Below are 18,828 nucleotides of genomic sequence, written 5' to 3'. Positions count from 1 at the left end.
CGATCGTCCCACTTCAGTCGTCGAAGGTGTCGAGAGGAGTCGCATTGGCCCGCATCCCCGCTTCAGAACGGCGTGCCGCGCTCGTACAGGCGGCACTCCGCGTGGTGTCCCAGCGCGGAATCGCACACGCAACCACTCGGGCGATCGTCGCCGAGGCGGGCATGTCGCTGGCGAGCTTCCACTACGCGTTCGATTCGCGCGACGAGCTCATCGACGAGCTCATCACGACGGTCGTCGCCCGCGAGCAGGAGGCGGTGCTGCCCGACGACCTGCAGGGGCACGACATCCGCGACATGCTCGAGGCCGGACTGCTGCGCTACTTCGACCACCTCCGCGGCGATCCCGAGCACGAGCAGGCGATGCTCGAACTCACCCAGTACGCGCTGCGCTCGCCCGAACGGCATCCGCTCGCCATCGCCCAGTACGACCGGTACACCGAGCTCGGCGCGAGGTCGCTCTCGGCCGCGGCCGAACTCGCGGGCGTCTCCTGGACCACACCCGTCGAGCAGGTCGCACGGGTCCTCATCGCCTTCACCGACGGGCTCACCCTCACGTGGCTCGTCACCCGCGACGACGACGTCGCCCGGTCGGTCGCACACGCGGCCGCCGACGCCCTTTCGAGAATGGCCGAGCCCCGATGACGAGCCTCGATTCCGCGCCGAACGCGGCGCACCCCACGACCGCCGCGCTCGGCGAACCGGTCCGCCGCGTCTCCGCCGGCTGGATCGCCTCGTTCGCGACGGTCTGGCTGGGCATCTGGATGGCGCAGCTCACCCCGGTGCAGCTGCTCCTGCCTGCGCAGATCGATGCGCAGCTCAAGCCCGACAACTGGGTCGACAGCGTCGTCGCGTTCGGCATCATCTCGGGCATCGCCGCCGTCGCGACGATCATCGCCTACCCGCTCACGGGTGCGCTCTCCGACCGCACGACGTCACGCTTCGGCCGCCGCCGCCCGTGGATCGCGATCGGCGCCGTCGTCTTCGGTCTCTCGCTCGTCACGCTCGGACAGCAGACCGAGATCTGGGCGATCGGGGCGACGTGGGTCGCGGCATCCGTCGGCTTCTGCATCATGACCGCCGCGCTCACCGCGACGATCTCCGACCAGGTGCCCGTCAACCAGCGCGGCTTCGTCTCCGGCTGGATGTCGGCGCCGCAGGCGGTGGGCATCATCGTCGGGCTCGTGCTCGTGACCGAGCTCGTCACCGACGCCTCGCTCGGCTACATCCTGCTCGCGGTGATCCTCGTGGTGCTCGCCGTGCCGTTCCTCTTCCGGGCCGATCAGCCGCTCGCACCGACCGAGCGGGTGCGGGTCACGGCCAAGGGGATCCTCAGCGGGTTCTGGATCAGCCCGCGCAAGCACCCCGACTTCGGCTGGACCCTGCTGAGCCGCGTGCTCGTCTCGGTCGGCAACGCCCTCGGCACGAGCCTGCTGCTCTACTTCCTGATGTTCCAGCTGAAGGACGAGAACGCCGAAGACGACCTCATCGTGCTCACGCTCATCTACATGGTGTTCGTGATCCTCGCCTCGCTCATCCTCGGCAAACTCTCCGACAAGCTCGGCCGCCGCAAGCTGTTCGTCTTCATCGCGTCGGGCCTGCAGGGCGTCGCGGCGCTCATGCTCGGCCTCTTCCCCGACCTCACCGTCGCGATGATCGGTGCGGGCCTCCTCGGCCTCGGCTACGGCTGCTTCCTCTCGGTCGACCAGGCGCTCGCGACGCAGGTGCTGCCCGACGCCGCCTCCCGCGGCAAAGACCTCGGCATCATGAACATCGCCTCGGCCGTGCCCCAGGCGATCGCCCCGATGATCGGCGCCGCTGCCGTGGTCGTATCGGGCTCGTTCATGCTCGTCTTCCTGCTCGGTGCGGCGTTCTCGTTCGCCGGCGCGTTCGCCGTGGCACGGGTTCGGAGCGTGCGCTGATGACGATCGACCTGCGCAAGACCGGCGCGCCGGCATCGGATGCCTCCGACTGGCTGCACCCCGAGAAGTACTGGCCGTCGCTGACCGCCGCCACCGCCCACCTCGACGCGCCCGTCGGTGCGCTCCACCTCGGGGCGCTGCGTCACAACGCGCTCGACATGCTTCGCCGGGCGCATGGCACGCCGATCCGCGTGGCCTCGAAGTCGCTCCGTGTGCGCGGCGTCGTCGAGGCGCTGCTCGCCATGCCGGGCTACCACGGCGTGCTCGCGTACACGCTCGCCGAGGCGCTCTGGCTCGCCGAGACCGTCGACGACGTCGTGGTCGGCTACCCGACCGCCGAACGCGCGGCCATCCGCCGGCTCGCGAGCGACCCCGAGCTCGCCAAGCGGGTGACGCTCATGGTCGACTCTCCGGCGCAGCTCGACCTCGTCGACGCGGTGCTGCCGCCGGGCAAGCGCGAGTCGATCCGCGTGTGCCTCGAGCTCGACGCCTCGTGGAACGCACCGCTCCTCGGTCACCTCGGTGTGCGCCGTTCGCCCGTGCACGCCCCCGAAGACGCCGCGGCGCTCGCCGCGTACATCGTGAAGCGCCCCGGCTTCGAGCTCGTTGGCATGATGGCCTACGAGGCGCAGATCGCCGGCGTCGTGAACCAGCCCGCCGGTCGCCCGGTCGACGGTGCCGTGAACCGCTGGATGCAGTCGCGCTCGATGCCCGAGCTGCGCGAGCGTCGCGGCCGTGCCGTGGCCGCCGTGCGCGAGATCGTGGAGCTCGAGTTCGTCAACGGCGGCGGCACGGGGTCGCTCGAGGCGACCCATGCCGACACCTCGGTGACCGAGATCGCGGCCGGCTCCGGCATCTTCGGCGGGCACCTTTTCGACGGCTACCAGCACTTCACCCCGGCGCCCGCCGCAGCATGGGCCCTCGACATCGTGCGCCGCCCGAGCCGCGACCACGCGACGATCCTCGGCGGCGGCTGGGTCGCCTCCGGCCCGCCCTCCGGTGACCGGCTGCCGAAGATCGTGTGGCCCGAAGGCCTCGTGATGGAACCGCGGGAGATGGCGGGCGAGGTGCAGACCCCGGTGAGCGGGCCGGCTGCACGTCGCATGAAGGTCGGCGACCGCGTGTGGCTGCGTCACACGAAGTCGGGCGAGCTGGCCGAGCACCTGAACGAGTTCGCCGTGGTCGATGCGGGCGAAGTCGTCGACACCATCCCGACATATCGGGGAGAAGGGAAGGCGTTCCTGTGACCGTTGCGGGAGCCGTTTGGCAGGTGAGTACGGGTCGCGATTCGGCTCGTGCACGAGATGAGGAGTCCCTGTGACCGCGACTGGAGCCACTTGGCGCAACTGGGGTCGCACGGAGTCGGTGCGGCCCCTTCGCGTGGAGCGTCCGGCCACGGCCGAGGCGGTGCAGCGGGCGGTCGCGTCGGCTGCGGCATCCGGCCTGCCCATCAAGCCCGTCGGCTCGGGCCACAGCTTCACCGGCATCGCCGTCGCGCCGGGCGTGCAGCTCGACATGACCGGCGTCTCGGGGGTCATCGACGCGGATGTCGCGACGGGCCGGGTCACCCTCGGCGCCGGCACTCGGCTGCACGAGCTGCCCGAGATGCTCGCCCCCTATGGTCTCGCCCTTGCGAACATGGGCGACATCGATCGGCAGACGATCTCGGGCGCGACCTCGACCGGCACGCACGGCACGGGCCTCGGCTTCGGCGGCCTCGCGACGCAGATCGTCGCCGCCCGCCTCGTGACCGGCACCGGCGAGCTCATCACCGTGAGCGAGACCGAGCGCCCCGAACTGCTGCCCGCCGTGCGCCTCGGCCTCGGTGCGCTCGGCGTGCTCGTCGACGTGACGCTGCAGCTCGTGCCGCGATACGTGCTGCACGCCGTCGAGAAGCCCGAGCCGCTGGGCGAGGTGCTGGACGCCTGGGAGGAGCGCGTGCGCGCCGCCGACCACTTCGAGTTCTACTGGTTCCCGCACACCGAGGCGGCCCTCACGAAGACCAACACCCGGCTGCCGGGCGATGCCCCGCGGCGCCCGCTCGGGCGCCTCTCGCGCTGGGTCGACGACGAGCTGCTCGCGAACGGCGCCTACCGCGGCGTCTGCGCGCTCGGCACGGTCGCACCCGGAGTCGTGCCGGCGTTCGCCCGCCAGGTCGAGAAGCTCACCGGAGACCGCGACTTCGCCGACTTCTCGCCGAAGGTCTACATCACCAACCGCACGGTGCGGTTCCGCGAGATGGAGTACGCGGTGCCGCTCGAGGCCGTGCCCGCCGCCATGCGCGAGGTGCGCGAGCTCATCGAGCGGAAGGGCTGGCGCATCAGCTTCCCGATCGAGGTGCGCGCCGCGGCATCCGATGACAACTGGCTCTCGACGGCCCACGGCCGCGAGTCGGGCTACATCGCCGTGCACCGCTACTACCGCGAGGACCCGACCGAGTACTTCGCCGCGGTCGAGGCGATCATGCGCGGCTACGGCGGTCGCCCGCACTGGGGCAAGATGCACTCGCGCGACGCCGAGTCGCTGCGCGAGGTCTATCCGCGCTTCGACGACTTCCTGCGCGTGCGCGACGAACTCGACCCCGAGCGACGCTTCGCGAACCCGTACCTCGATCGGGTGCTCGGCGCCTAGGCGGGTGACGACGAGGGGGCGGATGCCACGTGGCGTCCGCCCCTCGTTCGTGCGCGAGCGAGCGCGTCAGGGCGTGCGGCGACGCAGCGTGATCGAGCCGAGCACGATCGATCCGACGATCCACGCCACGATCACGAGGATCTTCGCCGTGATCCATTCGGCGCTCTCCGAGTCGGCGGCGACGGCCTGCAGGGCGTCGATCGCGAAGCTCAACGGCAGCCACTCGCTGATCGCCTCGAGGGCTTCGGGCAGCTGGTCGCGGGGGATGAAGATGCCGCCGAGGAGGATCTGCGGGAAGACGATGAGCGGCATGAACTGCACGACCTGGAACTCGGAGCGCGCGAACGCGCTCGCGAGCAGGCCGAGTGCGGTGCCGAGCAGGGCGTCGGCGACCGCGACGGCGAAGAGCAGCCAGATCGAGCCCTCGATCTCGAGCCCGCACACCCACACGGCGAACGTGACGGCGATCGCCGTCTGGAACACGGCGAGCAGGCCGAATGCGAGCGCGTAGCCGAGGATGAAGTCGCCCTTGCCCATCGGCATCGAGAGCAGGCGCTCCAGCGTGCCGCTCCGGCGCTCCCTGAGCGTCGAGATGCTCGTGACGAGGAACATCACGATGAACGGGAAGAGGGCGATCATCGCGGGGCCGATGTCGGTGAAGTAGTCGGTGTCGACGAAGATCCACGCGACGAGGCCGATGAGCAGGCTCGGCACCACGAGCAGCAGTGCGACGGTGCGGTGGTCGTGGCGGATCTGGCCGAGCACGCGCCCGGCGGTCGCGAAGGTGCGGGTGAGGTTCATCGCTCCGTCTCCGTCTCCGTCGCCGTTGTGGGGCGCAGATCGGGCTCGCCCCGCTCGATGAGGCGCAGGAAGGCCTGTTCGACGTCGTCGGTACCGGTGACCTGGAGCAGCCCCTGCACGGTGTCGTCGGCGAGCAGCGCGCCGTCGCGGAGCAGCAGCAGGCGGTCGCAGCGCTTCGCCTCGTCCATGACGTGGCTCGAGATGAGGAGTGTCGCGCCGTCGTCGGCGAGGCTGCGGAACAGCGCCCACAGCTCGACGCGGAGCACGGGGTCGAGGCCCACGGTGGGCTCATCGAGCACGAGCACCTCGGGATCGCCGAGGAGGGCGGCGGCGAGCGAGACCCGGCTGCGCTGCCCGCCCGAGAGCGAGCCGACGAGCCGGCCGGCGACGGAGCCGAGGTCGGTGCGGTCGATGACGCGGTCGATGTCGGATGCCGGTGCGCCGATGATGCGCCGGAAGTAGGCGAGGTTCTGCCGCACCGAGAGGTCGTCGTAGACGCTCGCCTGCTGGGTGACGTAGCCCATGCGGGTGCGGAGCGCCCGGCTGCCCGCGGGCAGGCCCAGCACCTCGATCGTGCCCGACTTCACGACCTGCACGCCCACGATCGCGCGCATCAGGGTGGTCTTGCCGCTGCCGCTCGGGCCGAGCAGGCCGATGAGGTGGCCGCGCGGCACGGCGAGCGAGAGTCGGTCGAGCGCGGTGGTGCCACCGCGGACCACCGTCAGGTCCTGCACGATGACCGCGGCGGCGGATGCCGCGCCGGACGCGGGTGCCGCGGCATCCGAGTTATTCATCATGTGCTGAATCATTCGCCGCGGACGCCGGGCTGTCAAGCGTTTCCGGACTCCCGGTCAGGTGCCACTGCACGGCCGGGCCGACCCGGCGCACGAGCTCCTCGACGTCGACCGAGGCGACCGGCTCGAACTCGAGCACGTACCGCACCATGATGACGCCGACGAGCTGCGAGGCCGCGAGCTCGGCACGGAGTTCGGCGTCGTCGGCGTCGCCCAGCGCGGTGGCGATGCGCTGCATGATCTCGTGGCGGAGGAACTCGCGGAGCATGCGGGCGACGGGCCCCTGGCCGATCGCCGATCGCAGCGCTGCCACCGCTGCCGGGCGCACGGCGCCGGAATCCCACGCCGTGAGCACCGCGCGCACGAGACGGCCCCCGAGCTCGTCGATCGGGGCGGCGAGCGCCTCGCGGACGACCCGTTCGGGACGCAGCGGCACCTCGACGACCTCGGCGACGAGCGCCTGCTTGCCGTCGAAGTAGTGATGCACCAATGCCGGGTCGACCTCGGCCCGACGCGCGATCGCCCGCATCGATGCCGCCTCGTACCCGTGCTCGGCGAATTCGGCGGTCGCGGCGGCGAGGATGCGCGCCCGGGTGTCGCCCGCGTTCGCTCCGCGGGGGCGGCCTCGCCGACGGCGTTCCGAGTGCTCCGTCACAGCCTGAGCCTATGCCCGGAGAAGACCCTCCGGATCCTCCGAGTCTCATGGGAAGCACAGCTCACGCGGAGGGTCGCTCGATACACTGAAACCACACAGCAACCGTCGCTCAGAGCGCTTAGGAGTCCGTGCCATGGAATGGCTCATCCCCCTCATCATCGTCGTCGCGCTCGTGGTGATCATCGGCATCTACCTCTGGGCGACGTACAACTCCCTCGTCACGCTGAACGTGCGCGTCGACGAGGCGTGGAGCGACATCACGGTGCAGCTGAAGCGCCGTGCCGACCTGATCCCGAACCTCATCGAGGCGGTCAAGGGCTACGCGGCGCACGAGAAGTCGGTGTTCGAGTCCGTCACCCAGGCGCGCGCCGAGACGCTGACCGCGCAGGGCCCGGCAGAGGCCGGTGCCGCCGAGAACCACATGCAGCAGGCGCTGAAGTCGATCTTCGCGGTCGCCGAGGCCTACCCCCAGCTGCAGGCCAGCCAGAACTTCCTGCAACTTCAGTCGGAGCTCGTCGACACCGAAGACAAGATCCAGGCCTCGCGCCGGTTCTACAACGGCGGCGTGCGCGAGCTCAACACGAAGATCAAGGTCTTCCCGAACACCCTGTTCGTGCGCAACCTCGGCTTCCACGAGCGGGACTTCTTCGAGGTCACGGAGCCGGCGGCGATCGCCGAGCCTCCGCGCGTGCAGTTCTAAGGGCCGGCGTTGTACCGCGCGATCGCGAAGAACAAGCGCAACACCGTCTTCATCGTCCTGTTCTTCCTCGCCATCATCGGCGGGTTGGGCTGGCTGGCGGCGGTCATCTACCAAGACGTCACGATCGTGGTGGTCACGCTCGTGATCGCGACGGCCTACGCGCTGTTCCAGTACTTCACCGCCGACCGTCAGGCGCTCTCGATGTCGGGCGCGGTCGAGCTGCACTCCAAGGCCGACCACCCGCGGCTCTGGCGCACCGTCGAGAACCTCTCGATCACCACCGGCACCCCGATGCCGCGCGTGTTCGTGATCTCCGACCCCGCGCCGAACGCGTTCGCCACCGGCCGTGACCCCGAGCACGCCGTCGTCGCCGCGACCACCGGCCTCCTCGAGATCATGGACGACGCCGAGCTCGAGGGCGTCATGGCCCACGAGCTCGGGCACGTGCGCAACTACGACATCCGGCTCTCGATGGTCGTCTTCGGCCTCGTCGTTGCCGTGGGGTTCATCTCCGACATGCTCGTGCGCATGGCGTTCTTCGGCCGCGGCAACAACAACGGCAACCCGATCGTCATGATCTTCGGCCTCGTCGCGATGCTCATCGCGCCGCTCGTGGCGAGCCTCGTGCAGCTCGCGGTCTCGCGTCAGCGCGAGTACCTCGCCGATGCCACCGGCGCGATGACGACCCGGCACCCCGATGCCCTCGCGCGAGCGCTCCTGAAGCTCGAGACCTACGGCCGGCCCATGCAGCGGCAGAACTCGTCGATGGCCCACCTCTGGATCGCCGACCCGCTGAAGCCCGGCATCATGGACAAGCTCTTCGCCACCCACCCGCCGATCGCCGACCGCGTCAAGCGGCTCGAAGAGATGGGCGGCGCCTTCTAGCGTCGGCTCGGCACTTCAGAGCCCACCATGCTCAGGCGGCGGCTCTGAGCTCAGCTGCGAGCGCAGGGGAGAGGTCGCCCCGCCCGGTCACGCTCACCTCGCCGAGGCCCTGCCAGGCCGCTGCTCGCTGCAGCACCGGCACGAGCCGCGCAGCGGTCTCGGCGGGAGCCCCGGGCTCGGCCCACGCCGACTGCACCCGCAGCACGCCCGCCTGCCGGTCGCTCTTCAGGTCGACCCGGCCGACCACCCGATCGTCGATGAGCACGGGCAGCGAGTAGTACCCGAACTTGCGCTCGGGCTCGGGCGTGTAGATCTCGATGCGGTAGTGGAAGTCGAAGAGCCGCTCGGTGCGCGGGCGGAACCACACCACAGGGTCGAACGGTGAGAGCACCGCGGCCGTCTCGATGCGGCGCGGCCGCTTCGCGTCGCGGTGCAGCCAGGCCGGCGTCTGCCGCGCCCCGGTCCGCCACCCGGGGACCTCGACGGGCAGCAGCACCCCGGCCTCTTCGAGTTCGGTGATCGCCTGTCGCACCGGCGCGCGCTTCATGCGCCAGTAGTCGGCGAGGTCGGCCTCGGTCGCGATGCCCTGAGCGGATGCCGCGAGCGCCACGAGCTCGCGCACGGCGTCGGCCTCGACCGGGGCGGTGCCGAGCAACTCGCCGGGCAGGGCCTGCTCGGGCAGCGCGTAGACGCGCTCGAACCGGCGCCGTTCGACGCACACCACGTCGCCCGTGCGGAACATCATCTCGAGCGTGCGCTTGACGTCCGACCAGCCCCACCAGGGGCCGCGCCTCTCGTTGGAGTCGTGTTCGATCTCGCTCGCCCGCATCGGGCCGTTCGCGGCGAGTTCGGCTCGGAGCCACTCGGCCAGGGTGGCGTTCTCGGCGACCCAGCCGCCCCAGTCGCTGCCCTTGGCGCGGTACTCCTCGCGCCGGAACTCGAAGAGCGGCCACAGCTCGCGCGGGATGTACGCGGCCTGGTGCGCCCAGTACTCGACCATGCGTCCGCGTCGCCCGGTCGTGATGCGGTCGAGCGCGGCCCGGTCGTAGGCGCCCACCCGGCTGAACGCGGGCAGGTAGTGGCTGCGCTCGAACACGTTGACCGAGTCGATCTGCAGCAGGGCGAGCCGGTCGATGACCCCGTTGACGGCGCGCGTGCCCGGCGCCTCGGGCAGTGGGCGCGAGAAGCCCTGCGCGGCCAGTGCGATGCGGCGGGCGAGGGCGGGGCTGACGATGTCGACCATGTGCCTCGACGATAGCGGGGACGGCCGACACTGGGGAGCGACGAGAGCACGTGGCATCCGTGCGCATGCCGTCCAGTTCATACGCCGCGCCTAGACTGGAGCGATGACGGACTCCACGGGGCGGAAACGGGGCCGATTGTCGCGGGGCGCACCAGAGGTGCCGCCGCCCGCGCCGCGGGCGGGGTCCGCACCACGCGAGGTCACCGACAGCATCCCGTTCGGGGTTCGGCTGGCTGCCGGGTGGTCGTGGCGCATGCTGCTCATCGGCGGCGTGCTCGCCGTGGTGGTGTTCCTGATCATCCAGTTGCGCCTCATCGTCATCCCGATGCTCGTCGCCGTGCTCATCGGCGCCCTGCTCGTGCCGTTCTCCGGCCTCCTGCAGCGGCATCGCTGGCCGAAATGGCTCGCGGTGCTGACCGCGATGCTGTCGGCGCTCGTCGCCGTCGGAGGGTTGCTGACCCTCGGAATCACGCAGATCGTGCGGGGATCCGATGAGCTCGCGGCGCAGTCGCTCGTCGCGTGGGACCGGTTCCGCGAATGGCTGCTCACCGGGCCGTTCCACATCACCGAGGCGCAGCTGAACGACTGGGTCGACCAGGTCATCCAGTCGGTGCAGCAGGACACCGGGGTGCTCCTGAGCGGTGCGCTCTCGGTCACCACCACGTTCGGGCATTTCCTCGCGGGCATGCTGCTCGCCCTCTTCGCGACGCTCTTCATCCTCATCGACGGACGCGGCATCTGGAACTGGATCGTCGGCATCTTCCCGCGCCGCGGGCGCGCCGCCATCGACGGCGCCGGCCAGGCCGGCTGGGCGACGCTGCAGAACTTCGTGAAGGTGCAGATCCTCGTCGCGACGATCGACGCGATCGGCATCGGGCTCGGGGCCTTCTTCCTCGGCGTGCCGCTCGCCGTGCCGATCGCGATCCTCGTCTTCCTCGGCTCGTTCATCCCGATCGTGGGTGCCGTGCTCACCGGAGCGCTCGCCGTCTTCGTCGCGCTCGTCTATCTCGGCTTCTGGCAGGCCGTGATCATGCTCGGCATCGTGCTGCTCGTGCAGCAGGTCGAGGGCCACGTGCTGCAGCCGCTCATCATGGGCACCGCCGTGAAGGTGCACCCGCTCGGCGTCGTGGTCGCGGTCGCGACCGGGTCTCTCGTCGCCGGCATCCCCGGCGCGCTCTTCGCGGTGCCCGTCGCCGCCGTCGTGAACGTCATGATCCTCTCGGTCGCGAGCGGTGCGTGGAAGAACGATTCCGGCCCGCCACCACCGGTCCGTTCGGCGCTCTGGCGCACGGTACCGCAGCGCCCAGGCTACAAACGAGGAGAATGAACGAGTTGTCGACCACGACCACGATCGCAGGACCGAGCCTCGCCGATTTCGAGCGTGCGCGGGGCGTGGTCTCCGCCGTCGCCCGGCAGACGCCCATGGAGTCGTCGCGGTTCCTCGCCGAACTGCTCGGGGTTCCCGTGCACCTCAAGTGCGAGAACCTGCAGCGCACGGGGTCCTACAAGCTCAGGGGCGCCTATCACCGCATCGCCGCCCTGACCGAGTCCGAGCGCGCACGCGGCGTCGTCGCGGCGTCGGCCGGCAATCACGCCCAGGGCGTCGCGTTCGCCGCGCGTGAGCTCGGCATCCACGCCACGATCTTCATGCCGGTCGGCGTCGCCCTCCCGAAGCTCGAGGCGACCAAGGCCTACGGCGCCGACGTCGTGCTCCGCGGCGACTCGGTCGGCGAGACCCTCGAGGCCGCGGCGGCGTTCGCCGACGAGACCGGTGCGGTCATCATCCCGCCGTTCGACCATCCCGATGTGATCGCAGGCCAGGGAACGCTCGGACTCGAGATCCTCGAGCAGACCCCCGACGTCGCGACGATCGTGGTGCCCATCGGGGGCGGCGGGCTCGCCGCCGGCATCGCGAGCGCTGCGAAGCAGCGCGCCGCAGCGCTCGGCCGCACGATCCGCATCATCGGCGTGCAGGCCGAGAACGCCGCACCCTACGTCGCCTCGCTCGCGGCGGGCTCCCCGCAGCGCGTGCCGGTCGTGCCGACGATCGCCGACGGCATCGCCGTCTACCGACCCGGCGAGCTGAACTTCGAGATCATCCGCGAGGCGATCGACGAGATCGTCACGGTCTCCGAAGACGACATCGCACGGGCACTCCTCGTGCTGCTCGAGCGCGCGAAGCTCGTCGTCGAGCCGGCCGGCGCGGTCTCGGTCGCGGCGATCATGACGGGCCAGATCGTCTCCGACGGTCCGGTCGTCGCGATGCTCTCGGGCGGCAACATCGATCCGCTGCTCATGCAACGGGTGATCGCGCACGGGCTCGCGGCATCCGATCGCTATCTCACGCTCCGCATCGGCATGCCCGACCGCCCCGGCCAGCTCGCCCGCATCGCCGAACTGCTCGCCGAGGCGAACGCGAACGTCATCGAGGTGCTGCACACACGGCACGGCTCGGGTCTGCAGATCTCCGAGGTCGAGCTCAAGCTCTCGATCGAGACCCGCGGCCCCGAGCACCGTGCCGAGGTCGTCGAGGTGCTGCGACGGGCCGGCTACGAGCCGGTCGTCGACAACGACTAGCGCCTACTGGCCGCCCCAGGTCTCGACGCTCGTGATCTCGACGGCGATCTCGCGACCGTTCGGCGCGGTGTAGCTGGTCTTCTCGCCGACCTTCAGGCCGAGGATCGCGGCGCCGAGGGGGCTCTGCGTGCTCCAGACATCGAGTTCGGAATCTCCGGCGATCTCGCGGCTGCCGATGAGGAACGTCTCTTCGTCGCCCGCGATGATCGCGGTGATGACGGTGCCGGCCTCGACGACGCCAGACGACTGCGGTGCGTCGGCGACCTCGGCGGTGCGGAGCAGCTCCTTCAGCTGACGGATGCGGGCCTCCATCTTGCCCTGCTCGTCTTTGGCCGCGTGGTAGCCGCCGTTCTCCTTGAGGTCGCCCTCCTCGCGCGCGGCCTCGATTCGCTTGGCGATGTCTTCGCGGCCGTGGGTGGAGAGGTGCTCGAGTTCCGCTGCCAGGCGGTCGTAGGCCTCCTGGGTGAGCCAGGTGGCGGTGACGTCCTGCGCCATGATGCACACTCCCGTGTCGGTGCGGCCTCGACCGCACTGACGTATATAGACGTGTCGCCCCGACGGATGTCGGAGCGAATGCCCCATGTTAGGTGAGCCAGCAGCCGTAAATCAAACCGGTGTTCGCCTCCTGGGCGACCCGCACCGTCTCGGTGAGGCTGCGGAGGTGCCGGTCGGACGCCGGAACCTCGATGATCTTCCAGCCCACGACGGTGAAGTCCTCGTTGAAGGCCTGCACGGCGCACGCGGTCTCGTTGCCGGGCGGCACCGACAGGGTCCAGGTGACCTCGACGGCGCGGTTCTCGTTCATGAGGCGGTGCCCGGTGTCGGTGACCTCGATCTGCGGCTTCTGGCCGTCGAGGCCCGCCCAGACGACCCACGCCACGAGCACGATCGCGAACGCGATGGCGCCGCCGATGAGCAGCACCCGGTCGCGGGTGCGGTGCGTGCGGGTGCGCCCGTATCGCTCGTCGAGCACGTCGTTCGAGGGCGCTGCGTTCTGGGGCGCGGTCACCGCAGGCTCCTTCGAGGTCGATCGTCTAGGCTGGAATTCAAGCCTAACGCGCCCGGCGCAGGCCGATGCTCGACAGTGCGAGCGTGATCCAGTGCACGCGTGAAAGAGAGTCCGATGCTCGTCGTCCCAGCCCTGATCGTCCTGGCCGAAGACGAGGAGTTCGACCCCAACACGGTGACGCCCGGCGTCTGGGGCTTCGTCATCACGTTCATCATCATGGTCGCGGTGCTGTTGCTGATCCTCGACATGGTGCGCCGCATCCGCCGCACGAACTACCGCATCGAGGTGCGCGAGCAGCTCGAGGCCGAGGCGCGCGATGCCGAGATCGCCGAGGCCGACGGCCAGGTGACGGATGCCTCCGGCACGCTGCCGCCCGCCGAACCCGGTTCCACCGATGAGGGACCCGACGAGGCATCCGCTCGCTGACCGGGTCTCGGCACGCTCGCGGCGCTCGCCCCCGACCAGCGGGGAGCGCGCTCAGCCCACGTGGTAGACCGGCGCGATCGCGATGAGCAGCGTCGCCGTCCAGTGGCACATGAACGCGAGCACCGTGCACGTGTGGAAGATCTCGTGGAACCCGAAGACCCCGGGCCACGGGTTCGGCTTCTTGAGCCCGTAGACGATGGCGCCGCCCGTGTAGAGCAGGCCGCCGACGATCACGAGCACCATCATCGCGGCGTTCGCGGCGAGCAGGTCGCCGAGGTACATGACGGCCGCCCAGCCGAGCAGCAGGTAGAGCGCGACGTAGAGCCAGCGCGGTGCGCCGATCCAGAACACGCGGAAGCCGATGCCCGCGAGGGCCCCGGCCCAGACGACGCCGAGCAGCAGCCAGCCCTTCTCGGGCGGCAGCGCGAGCACCGCGAGCGGCGTGTAGGTGCCCGCGATCAGCAGGAAGATGTTGGCGTGGTCGATGCGCTTCAGGACGAGCTTCGTCTTCGGCTTCCAGTTGAAGCGGTGGTACAGCGCCGAGTTGCCGAAGAGCAGCATCGAGGAGAGCACGAAGACCGCAGAGGCCCATTTCGCCGGCGAGCCCTCTGCGAGCGCGATGAGCACGATGCCCGCCACGATCGTGACCGGGAAGGTGCCGGCGTGGATCCAGCCGCGCCACGTGGGCTTGACCTCTTCGGGGTGCGCGAGCGAGTCGTCGAGCAGCGGGATGTTCGGCAGGTCGGGGCCGTGCTCGCCCCGCGAGACTGCCACGTCTTCGGGGTCTTCGGGCGCGACGGGGCGGGAGAGTTCGTCCACGGCATCGTGCGATGTGCGCCGGCGCTTCGAGGTCATCCTCACAGCGTAGGACCTCGCCGGTCACGGCCGGCTGTGAGTGTCGGATGCGCCGGAGGGGTAGCGTAGTCCCGTGCAGACGAGCGATCAGCCCCTCGGTCGCGGCATCCTCTACCGCCTCTATCAGAACCGGCTCCGGCGCGGACTCGACCCCGAGGCCATGCCGCGCCACGTCGCGATGATCATCGACGGCAACCGCCGCTGGGCGAAGCAGCTCGGCTACGACAACGCGGCCCACGGCCACCGTGCCGGTGCGGCGAAGATGCGCGAGTTCCTCGAGTGGTGCGACGACGCGGGCATCAAGACGGTCACCCTGTACCTGCTCTCGAGCGACAACCTCGGCAACCGCCCGTCGGCCGAACTCGCCGACCTGATCGAGATCATCGCCGAACTGGCCGAAGAGCTCTCGCACTACCGGAACTGGCGCGTGCAGCACGTCGGGTCGGATGCCGGTCTCCCCGAGCCCCTCGTGGCGGCGCTCGACGCGGCGGAGCACCGAACCGCCGACAAGCACGGGCTGCACGTCAACCTCGCAGTCGGCTACGGCGGCCGCAAGGAGATCACCGACGCGATGCGCTCGATCGTCGCCGAGCACCACGCAGAGGGACGGAGCCTCGACGACCTCGCCGAGCGGCTGACGCCCGACCTCATCGGCCAGCACCTCTACACGGGCGGTCAGCCCGACCCCGACCTCGTCATCCGCACCTCGGGCGAGCAGCGGCTCAGCGACTTCATGCTCTGGCAGTCGGCGCACAGCGAGTTCTACTTCGTCGAGGCGCTCGGCCCCGACCTCCGCAAGGTCGACTTCCTGCGCGCGCTCCGGGACTACACGAAGCGTCATCGCCGATTCGGCGGATGACTCGCGACACCCTCGTCTGCGAGACTATGCGCGCCGACCATCTCAGCCTCGATGAAGGGGGCACCACCACGTGACCATCGACGATTTCACCGCCGGATTCACCCAGGAACCCGGATACCTCGACTACGGCCGGGTCGGGCCGCTCTCGACCTCCGCCGCCGAGGAGTCGCTCGTCTTCACCCAGGTGCTGCAGCGCGCCCGCCACGGCAGCCTCGACGAGATCCGCGAGCAGGACGGGCGGGTGCGCGCGGCGGCGTCGGCGGTCACGGGGTTCCCGGCCGACCAGATCGTCTTCCAGCCCAACACGACGACCGGCATCATGCACGCGATGTTCGGCCTCACCGGCGGGGTGCTGCTCTCGGCAGAGGAGTTCCCGAGCCTGCCCATCGCCGCGGTGCGCGCCCAGGAGGCGCTGCACACCGTGCAGCCCGTGTGGCTCGAGACCGACCACGGCAAGGTGACCCCGGGCCAGATCCGCGAGCAGCTCGAGTCGAACGTGGCCGCCGTCGCGGTGAGCCTCGTCGACTCGCGCTCCGGGTACCTCTGCGACATCGAGGGCATTCGGCAGGTCATCGGCGATCGGCTGCTGATCGTCGACGCCATCCAGGGCTTCGGCGTCGTCGACGCGCCGTGGGAGGTCGCCGACGTCGTGCTGACCGGTGGGCAGAAGTGGTGCCGCGCCGGCTGGGGCACCGGCTTCATGGCGCTGTCGCCGCGCGCGCTCGACCAGTTGACCCCGGTCTTCTCGGGCTTCACGGGCACCGAGGAGGACGAGCCGTGGGGCGAGGTCCCCCCGCCGGCACCCGGCGCACGCGCCTACCGGGTGTCGAACCCCGACCCCCTGGCCGAGGCGCGGTTCGCGGCGAGCCTCGAGGAGATCGCCGACGTCGGCGTCGCCGCGATCAACACCGCGATGACCGAGCGGGTCAGCCAGACCATCGAACTCGCCGACGAGTTCGCGATCGCGGTGGTCTCGTCGCGCGACGAGCGCGAGCGCGCCGGCATCGTCGTGCTTGAACCGCCGACCGAGCAGGTGACCCTGCTCACCGCGTCGCTGCACAACCACGGCGTCACGGCCACCATGCGGCAGGGGCGCATCCGGCTCTCGGTGCACGCCGCGACCTCCGGCGAGACGCTCGAGATGCTGCGGGCGGCGTTCGTCTCGTACGGCACCGCGGCGTCGTATTGAACGGCCATCGGAGGGCCGCGGCATCCGCTCCCAGGTGAACGGCGTGTGTCGCACCGCGTGTCGCTGAGGCCGATTCGCCGGCACCGTCGTAGCGTCTGTGGCATCGGACAAGGAGTCCGATCGAGTCGGCTCGTGAACCGCTCGTGGGAGGTTCGCCGCCGGCACGGAATGCCGAGCTGAAGCTCGGGGCGGGAGCTGGCGTGTCACTCTCTACCTCCAAGTCGACCGATCTCGCGGCGGATGCCGCAGCAGCACAGCAGGAGCGCACATACGTGCTCGACACCTCGGTGCTGCTCTCCGATCCGAAGGCCCTGTTCCGCTTCGACGAGCATGCCGTGGTGCTGCCCGTCGTCGTGATCACGGAGCTCGAGGCCAAGCGGAACGATCCCGAGATCGGCTACTTCGCCCGTCAGGCGCTGCGCATCCTCGATGAGCTGCGCGTCGAGCACGAGCGACTCGACTTCCCGATCACCGTCGGCGACGGCGGGTCGCTCCGCGTCGAGCTGAACCACAGCGACCAGAGCGTGCTGCCGTCGGGGCTGCGGCTCTCCGACAATGACTCCCGCATCCTCGCGTGCGCGCTGAACCTCGCCAACGACGGCCTCGCCGTCACCGTCGTCTCGAAGGACCTGCCGCTGCGCGTGAAGGCCGCGTCGATCGGCCTCGACGCCGCGGAGTACCGGCACGAGCTCGCGATCGACTCGGGCTGGAACGGCATGGCCGAGCTCGACCTCGGCTCCAACGACATGGCGAAGCTCTACGAGCACGAGCACCTGACGGTGCCCGCCGACCTCGAGCAGCCGATCAACACCGGCCTCGTCATCCACTCCGATCGGGGCTCGGCGCTCGGCCGGGTCGTGGGGGAGCGCGAGGTGCGGCTCGTGCGGGGCGACCGCGAGGTCTTCGGACTGCACGGGCGCTCGGCCGAGCAGCGGCTCGCGATCGACCTGCTGCTCGACCCCGAGATCGGCATCCTCTCGCTCGGCGGTCGGGCCGGCACCGGCAAGTCGGCGCTCGCCCTGTGCGCGGGCCTCGAGGCGGTGCTCGAACGCCAGCAGCACAAGAAGATCATGGTGTTCCGCCCGCTCTACGCGGTCGGCGGCCAGGAGCTCGGCTACCTGCCCGGCGACCAGGGCGAGAAGATGAACCCCTGGGGCCAGGCGGTGTTCGACACGCTCGGCTCCGTGGTCTCCGACAACGTGCTCGAGGAGGTGATCGACCGGGGCATCCTCGAGGTGCTGCCGCTCACGCACATTCGCGGGCGCTCGCTGCACGACGCGTTCGTGATCGTCGACGAGGCCCAGTCGCTCGAGCGCAACGTGCTGCTCACGGTGCTCTCCCGCATCGGCCAGAACTCGCGGGTCGTGCTCACGCACGACGTCGCCCAGCGCGACAACCTGCGGGTCGGCCGCCACGACGGCGTCGCGAGCGTGATCGAGACGCTGAAGGGGCATCCGCTCTTCGCCCACATCACGCTCACCCGCTCGGAGCGCTCGGCGATCGCCGCGCTCGTCGCCGAGATGCTCGACGGGCATGAACTGGCCTGAGCAGGTCTGACTGGAGCGGGTCCCGGGCGACCGGGGCCCGCTTCCGCGTGCGCCGGTGTCTCAGCCGAGTCGCGTCAGCCGTAGAGCTTCGCGTCGTACGTGGGGCCGTAGTACGCGTCGAGCGCTTCGACGGATTCGTTCGGCCGTTCGAGCGCCTGCGCGATCAGTGCGCGGCGGGGCGCGGCCGCCGGCGCCCAGGTCTCGGGCTTCCACGTCTGCGAACGCAGGAACGCCTTCGAGCAGTGGGAGAAGATCTCGTCGATCGCGACCTCGAGCACGAGCACGGGTTCGTGCCCGCGCACCTGCATGCGATCGGCGTAGGGCGCATCGCGCAGCAGTCGGCCGCGGCCGTTGATGCGCAGCGTGTCACCGCGGCCCGGGATGACGAAGAGCAGCCCGACGTGCGGGTTCTCGAGCACGTTGTGGAAGCCGTCGGCCCGGCGGTTGCCCGGTCGCTCGGGAATCGCGATGGTCGTGTCGTCGAGCACGATCGCGAAGCCGGCGGGGTCGCCCTTGGGGGAGACGTCGGCGTTGCCGGCGGCATCCGCGGTCGAGACGAAGCAGAGGGGGGATGCCGCGAGCCACTGCCGATCGAGGTCGTGGAGCCGATCGCGGGACTTGTCGCGGGCGGCGGGCAGTGGCGAGCCGATGATCGCCTCGAGTTCGGCGGTGGTCGTGACGGGGGTGCCTCCATGATCCATGGCTCCACGCTACGCCGTCGCCCGACGTCGATCGTCAC

The 18,828-nt window shown here is 70.2% G+C and carries 20 protein-coding genes; 12 read left to right on the top strand and 8 right to left on the bottom strand.

The genetic code is table 11. The features are described 5' to 3' along the window. Positions 1–44: 44 nt before the first annotated feature. The 4 genes from JOE59_RS10720 (at position 45) to JOE59_RS10705 (ending at position 4,549) form a co-directional block, all read left to right on the top strand. Positions 45–641, top strand: a complete 597-nt coding sequence (locus JOE59_RS10720) for a TetR/AcrR family transcriptional regulator (protein WP_204460420.1) — start codon at positions 45–47, stop codon at positions 639–641. Continuing rightward, entirely contained in the window at positions 638–1,918 is a 1,281-nt protein-coding gene (locus JOE59_RS10715) for an MFS transporter (protein ID WP_074261511.1), read from the top strand. Before JOE59_RS10720 ends, JOE59_RS10715 begins: the two co-directional genes overlap by 4 nt. After that, positions 1,918–3,165, top strand: coding sequence for an amino acid deaminase/aldolase (locus JOE59_RS10710; RefSeq protein WP_204460418.1), 1,248 nt, complete (start codon positions 1,918–1,920; stop codon positions 3,163–3,165). Before JOE59_RS10715 ends, JOE59_RS10710 begins: the two co-directional genes overlap by 1 nt. A 70-nt stretch (positions 3,166–3,235) precedes the next feature. Next, positions 3,236–4,549, top strand: a complete 1,314-nt coding sequence (locus JOE59_RS10705; protein ID WP_204460417.1) for a D-arabinono-1,4-lactone oxidase — start codon at positions 3,236–3,238, stop codon at positions 4,547–4,549. A 66-nt stretch (positions 4,550–4,615) separates the two neighbouring features. On the opposite strand, the gene JOE59_RS10700 is transcribed toward JOE59_RS10705, so the two are convergent. From JOE59_RS10700 to JOE59_RS10690, 3 genes are read right to left on the bottom strand one after another with little or no spacing between them, the layout of a single operon-like run. After that, on the bottom strand, positions 4,616–5,350 hold the full coding sequence (locus tag JOE59_RS10700) for an ABC transporter permease (RefSeq protein WP_204460416.1): 735 nt from the start codon (positions 5,348–5,350) through the stop codon (positions 4,616–4,618). Continuing rightward, positions 5,347–6,147 carry an ABC transporter ATP-binding protein gene (locus tag JOE59_RS10695; protein WP_204460415.1) on the bottom strand — a complete coding sequence of 267 codons (801 nt, stop codon included), beginning with the start codon at positions 6,145–6,147 and terminating at the stop codon, positions 5,347–5,349. The genes JOE59_RS10700 and JOE59_RS10695 overlap by 4 nt, the downstream gene beginning before the upstream one ends. Further along, positions 6,137–6,799: a TetR/AcrR family transcriptional regulator gene (locus JOE59_RS10690; RefSeq protein WP_307837033.1), complete on the bottom strand. Its 663-nt coding sequence runs from the start codon at positions 6,797–6,799 to the stop codon at positions 6,137–6,139. Before JOE59_RS10690 ends, JOE59_RS10695 begins: the two co-directional genes overlap by 11 nt. A gap of 133 nt (positions 6,800–6,932) precedes the next feature. Here JOE59_RS10690 and JOE59_RS10685 point away from each other — a divergent pair, with 133 nt between their 5' ends. Further along, positions 6,933–7,499: a LemA family protein gene (locus JOE59_RS10685; RefSeq protein ID WP_204460414.1), complete on the top strand. Its 567-nt coding sequence runs from the start codon at positions 6,933–6,935 to the stop codon at positions 7,497–7,499. A 9-nt stretch (positions 7,500–7,508) separates the two neighbouring features. Continuing rightward, on the top strand, positions 7,509–8,384 hold the full coding sequence (locus tag JOE59_RS10680; RefSeq protein WP_204460412.1) for a M48 family metalloprotease: 876 nt from the start codon (positions 7,509–7,511) through the stop codon (positions 8,382–8,384). Between the two features lie 31 nt (positions 8,385–8,415). Here JOE59_RS10680 and JOE59_RS10675 read toward each other — a convergent pair whose 3' ends face one another. Continuing rightward, complete coding sequence (locus tag JOE59_RS10675; RefSeq protein WP_204460409.1) at positions 8,416–9,627, bottom strand: winged helix-turn-helix domain-containing protein; 1,212 nt, start codon at positions 9,625–9,627, stop codon at positions 8,416–8,418. A 103-nt stretch (positions 9,628–9,730) separates the two neighbouring features. On the opposite strand from JOE59_RS10675, the gene JOE59_RS10670 reads away from it, so the two are divergent. Beyond that, positions 9,731–10,954, top strand: a complete 1,224-nt coding sequence (locus JOE59_RS10670) for an AI-2E family transporter (RefSeq protein ID WP_204460407.1) — start codon at positions 9,731–9,733, stop codon at positions 10,952–10,954. Then, the gene (gene ilvA / locus JOE59_RS10665; protein ID WP_204460406.1) at positions 10,951–12,204 is read left to right on the top strand and encodes a threonine ammonia-lyase; all 1,254 of its coding nucleotides are present in this window, start codon (positions 10,951–10,953) and stop codon (positions 12,202–12,204) included. Before JOE59_RS10670 ends, ilvA begins: the two co-directional genes overlap by 4 nt. Before the next feature lie 3 nt (positions 12,205–12,207). On the opposite strand, the gene greA is transcribed toward ilvA, so the two are convergent. Both greA and JOE59_RS10655 read right to left on the bottom strand, forming a co-directional pair. Next, positions 12,208–12,699 (bottom strand): transcription elongation factor GreA, encoded by a 492-nt coding sequence (greA, locus tag JOE59_RS10660; protein ID WP_074261501.1) that lies wholly within the window; start codon positions 12,697–12,699, stop codon positions 12,208–12,210. Between the two features lie 88 nt (positions 12,700–12,787). After that, positions 12,788–13,213: a DUF4307 domain-containing protein gene (locus JOE59_RS10655; RefSeq protein WP_204460405.1), complete on the bottom strand. Its 426-nt coding sequence runs from the start codon at positions 13,211–13,213 to the stop codon at positions 12,788–12,790. Between the two features lie 114 nt (positions 13,214–13,327). Between JOE59_RS10655 and JOE59_RS10650 the strand changes: the two genes are divergently transcribed. Further along, complete coding sequence (locus JOE59_RS10650) at positions 13,328–13,639, top strand: hypothetical protein (protein WP_204460404.1); 312 nt, start codon at positions 13,328–13,330, stop codon at positions 13,637–13,639. A gap of 51 nt (positions 13,640–13,690) precedes the next feature. On the opposite strand, the gene trhA is transcribed toward JOE59_RS10650, so the two are convergent. Then, positions 13,691–14,494 (bottom strand): PAQR family membrane homeostasis protein TrhA, encoded by an 804-nt coding sequence (trhA, locus tag JOE59_RS10645; protein WP_204460401.1) that lies wholly within the window; start codon positions 14,492–14,494, stop codon positions 13,691–13,693. Positions 14,495–14,567: 73 nt separating this feature from the next. Here trhA and JOE59_RS10640 point away from each other — a divergent pair, with 73 nt between their 5' ends. From JOE59_RS10640 to phoH2, 3 genes are all read left to right on the top strand, one after another. Beyond that, positions 14,568–15,353, top strand: coding sequence for an isoprenyl transferase (locus tag JOE59_RS10640; RefSeq protein ID WP_204460400.1), 786 nt, complete (start codon positions 14,568–14,570; stop codon positions 15,351–15,353). Between the two features lie 70 nt (positions 15,354–15,423). After that, positions 15,424–16,542 (top strand): aminotransferase class V-fold PLP-dependent enzyme, encoded by a 1,119-nt coding sequence (locus tag JOE59_RS10635; RefSeq protein ID WP_204460399.1) that lies wholly within the window; start codon positions 15,424–15,426, stop codon positions 16,540–16,542. Positions 16,543–16,742: 200 nt separating this feature from the next. Then, on the top strand, positions 16,743–18,089 hold the full coding sequence (phoH2, locus tag JOE59_RS10630; protein ID WP_307837031.1) for an RNA 5'-3' helicase PhoH2: 1,347 nt from the start codon (positions 16,743–16,745) through the stop codon (positions 18,087–18,089). Between the two features lie 74 nt (positions 18,090–18,163). Here the strand turns inward: phoH2 and JOE59_RS10625 are convergent, their stop codons facing one another. Continuing rightward, a complete protein-coding gene (locus JOE59_RS10625) occupies positions 18,164–18,790 on the bottom strand; it encodes an MSMEG_1061 family FMN-dependent PPOX-type flavoprotein (RefSeq protein ID WP_204460398.1) in 627 nt (208 codons plus the stop codon). Positions 18,791–18,828: the final 38 nt, after the last annotated feature.

Origin of the sequence: Agromyces cerinus (genome assembly GCF_016907835.1) — a bacterium.
In the GTDB taxonomy this organism is placed as follows: domain Bacteria; phylum Actinomycetota; class Actinomycetes; order Actinomycetales; family Microbacteriaceae; genus Agromyces; species Agromyces nitratus.
This window is presented reverse-complemented; position numbering and strand designations above follow the sequence as displayed.

What these genes read in the sequence shown, in the direction of transcription:
- JOE59_RS10650 (WP_204460404.1), top strand. Translation starts at nt 13,328, where the DNA reads ATGCTCGTCGTCCCAGCCCTGATCGTCCTGGCCGAAGACGAGGAGTTC.
- JOE59_RS10670 (WP_204460407.1), top strand. Translation starts at nt 9,731, where the DNA reads ATGACGGACTCCACGGGGCGGAAACGGGGCCGATTGTCGCGGGGCGCA.
- JOE59_RS10625 (WP_204460398.1), bottom strand. Translation starts at nt 18,790, where the DNA reads ATGGATCATGGAGGCACCCCCGTCACGACCACCGCCGAACTCGAGGCG.
- JOE59_RS10675 (WP_204460409.1), bottom strand. Translation starts at nt 9,627, where the DNA reads ATGGTCGACATCGTCAGCCCCGCCCTCGCCCGCCGCATCGCACTGGCC.
- JOE59_RS10710 (WP_204460418.1), top strand. Translation starts at nt 1,918, where the DNA reads ATGACGATCGACCTGCGCAAGACCGGCGCGCCGGCATCGGATGCCTCC.
- greA (WP_074261501.1), bottom strand. Translation starts at nt 12,699, where the DNA reads ATGGCGCAGGACGTCACCGCCACCTGGCTCACCCAGGAGGCCTACGAC.
- ilvA (WP_204460406.1), top strand. Translation starts at nt 10,951, where the DNA reads ATGAACGAGTTGTCGACCACGACCACGATCGCAGGACCGAGCCTCGCC.
- trhA (WP_204460401.1), bottom strand. Translation starts at nt 14,494, where the DNA reads ATGACCTCGAAGCGCCGGCGCACATCGCACGATGCCGTGGACGAACTC.
- JOE59_RS10685 (WP_204460414.1), top strand. Translation starts at nt 6,933, where the DNA reads ATGGAATGGCTCATCCCCCTCATCATCGTCGTCGCGCTCGTGGTGATC.
- JOE59_RS10715 (WP_074261511.1), top strand. Translation starts at nt 638, where the DNA reads ATGACGAGCCTCGATTCCGCGCCGAACGCGGCGCACCCCACGACCGCC.
- JOE59_RS10700 (WP_204460416.1), bottom strand. Translation starts at nt 5,350, where the DNA reads ATGAACCTCACCCGCACCTTCGCGACCGCCGGGCGCGTGCTCGGCCAG.
- JOE59_RS10695 (WP_204460415.1), bottom strand. Translation starts at nt 6,147, where the DNA reads ATGATGAATAACTCGGATGCCGCGGCACCCGCGTCCGGCGCGGCATCC.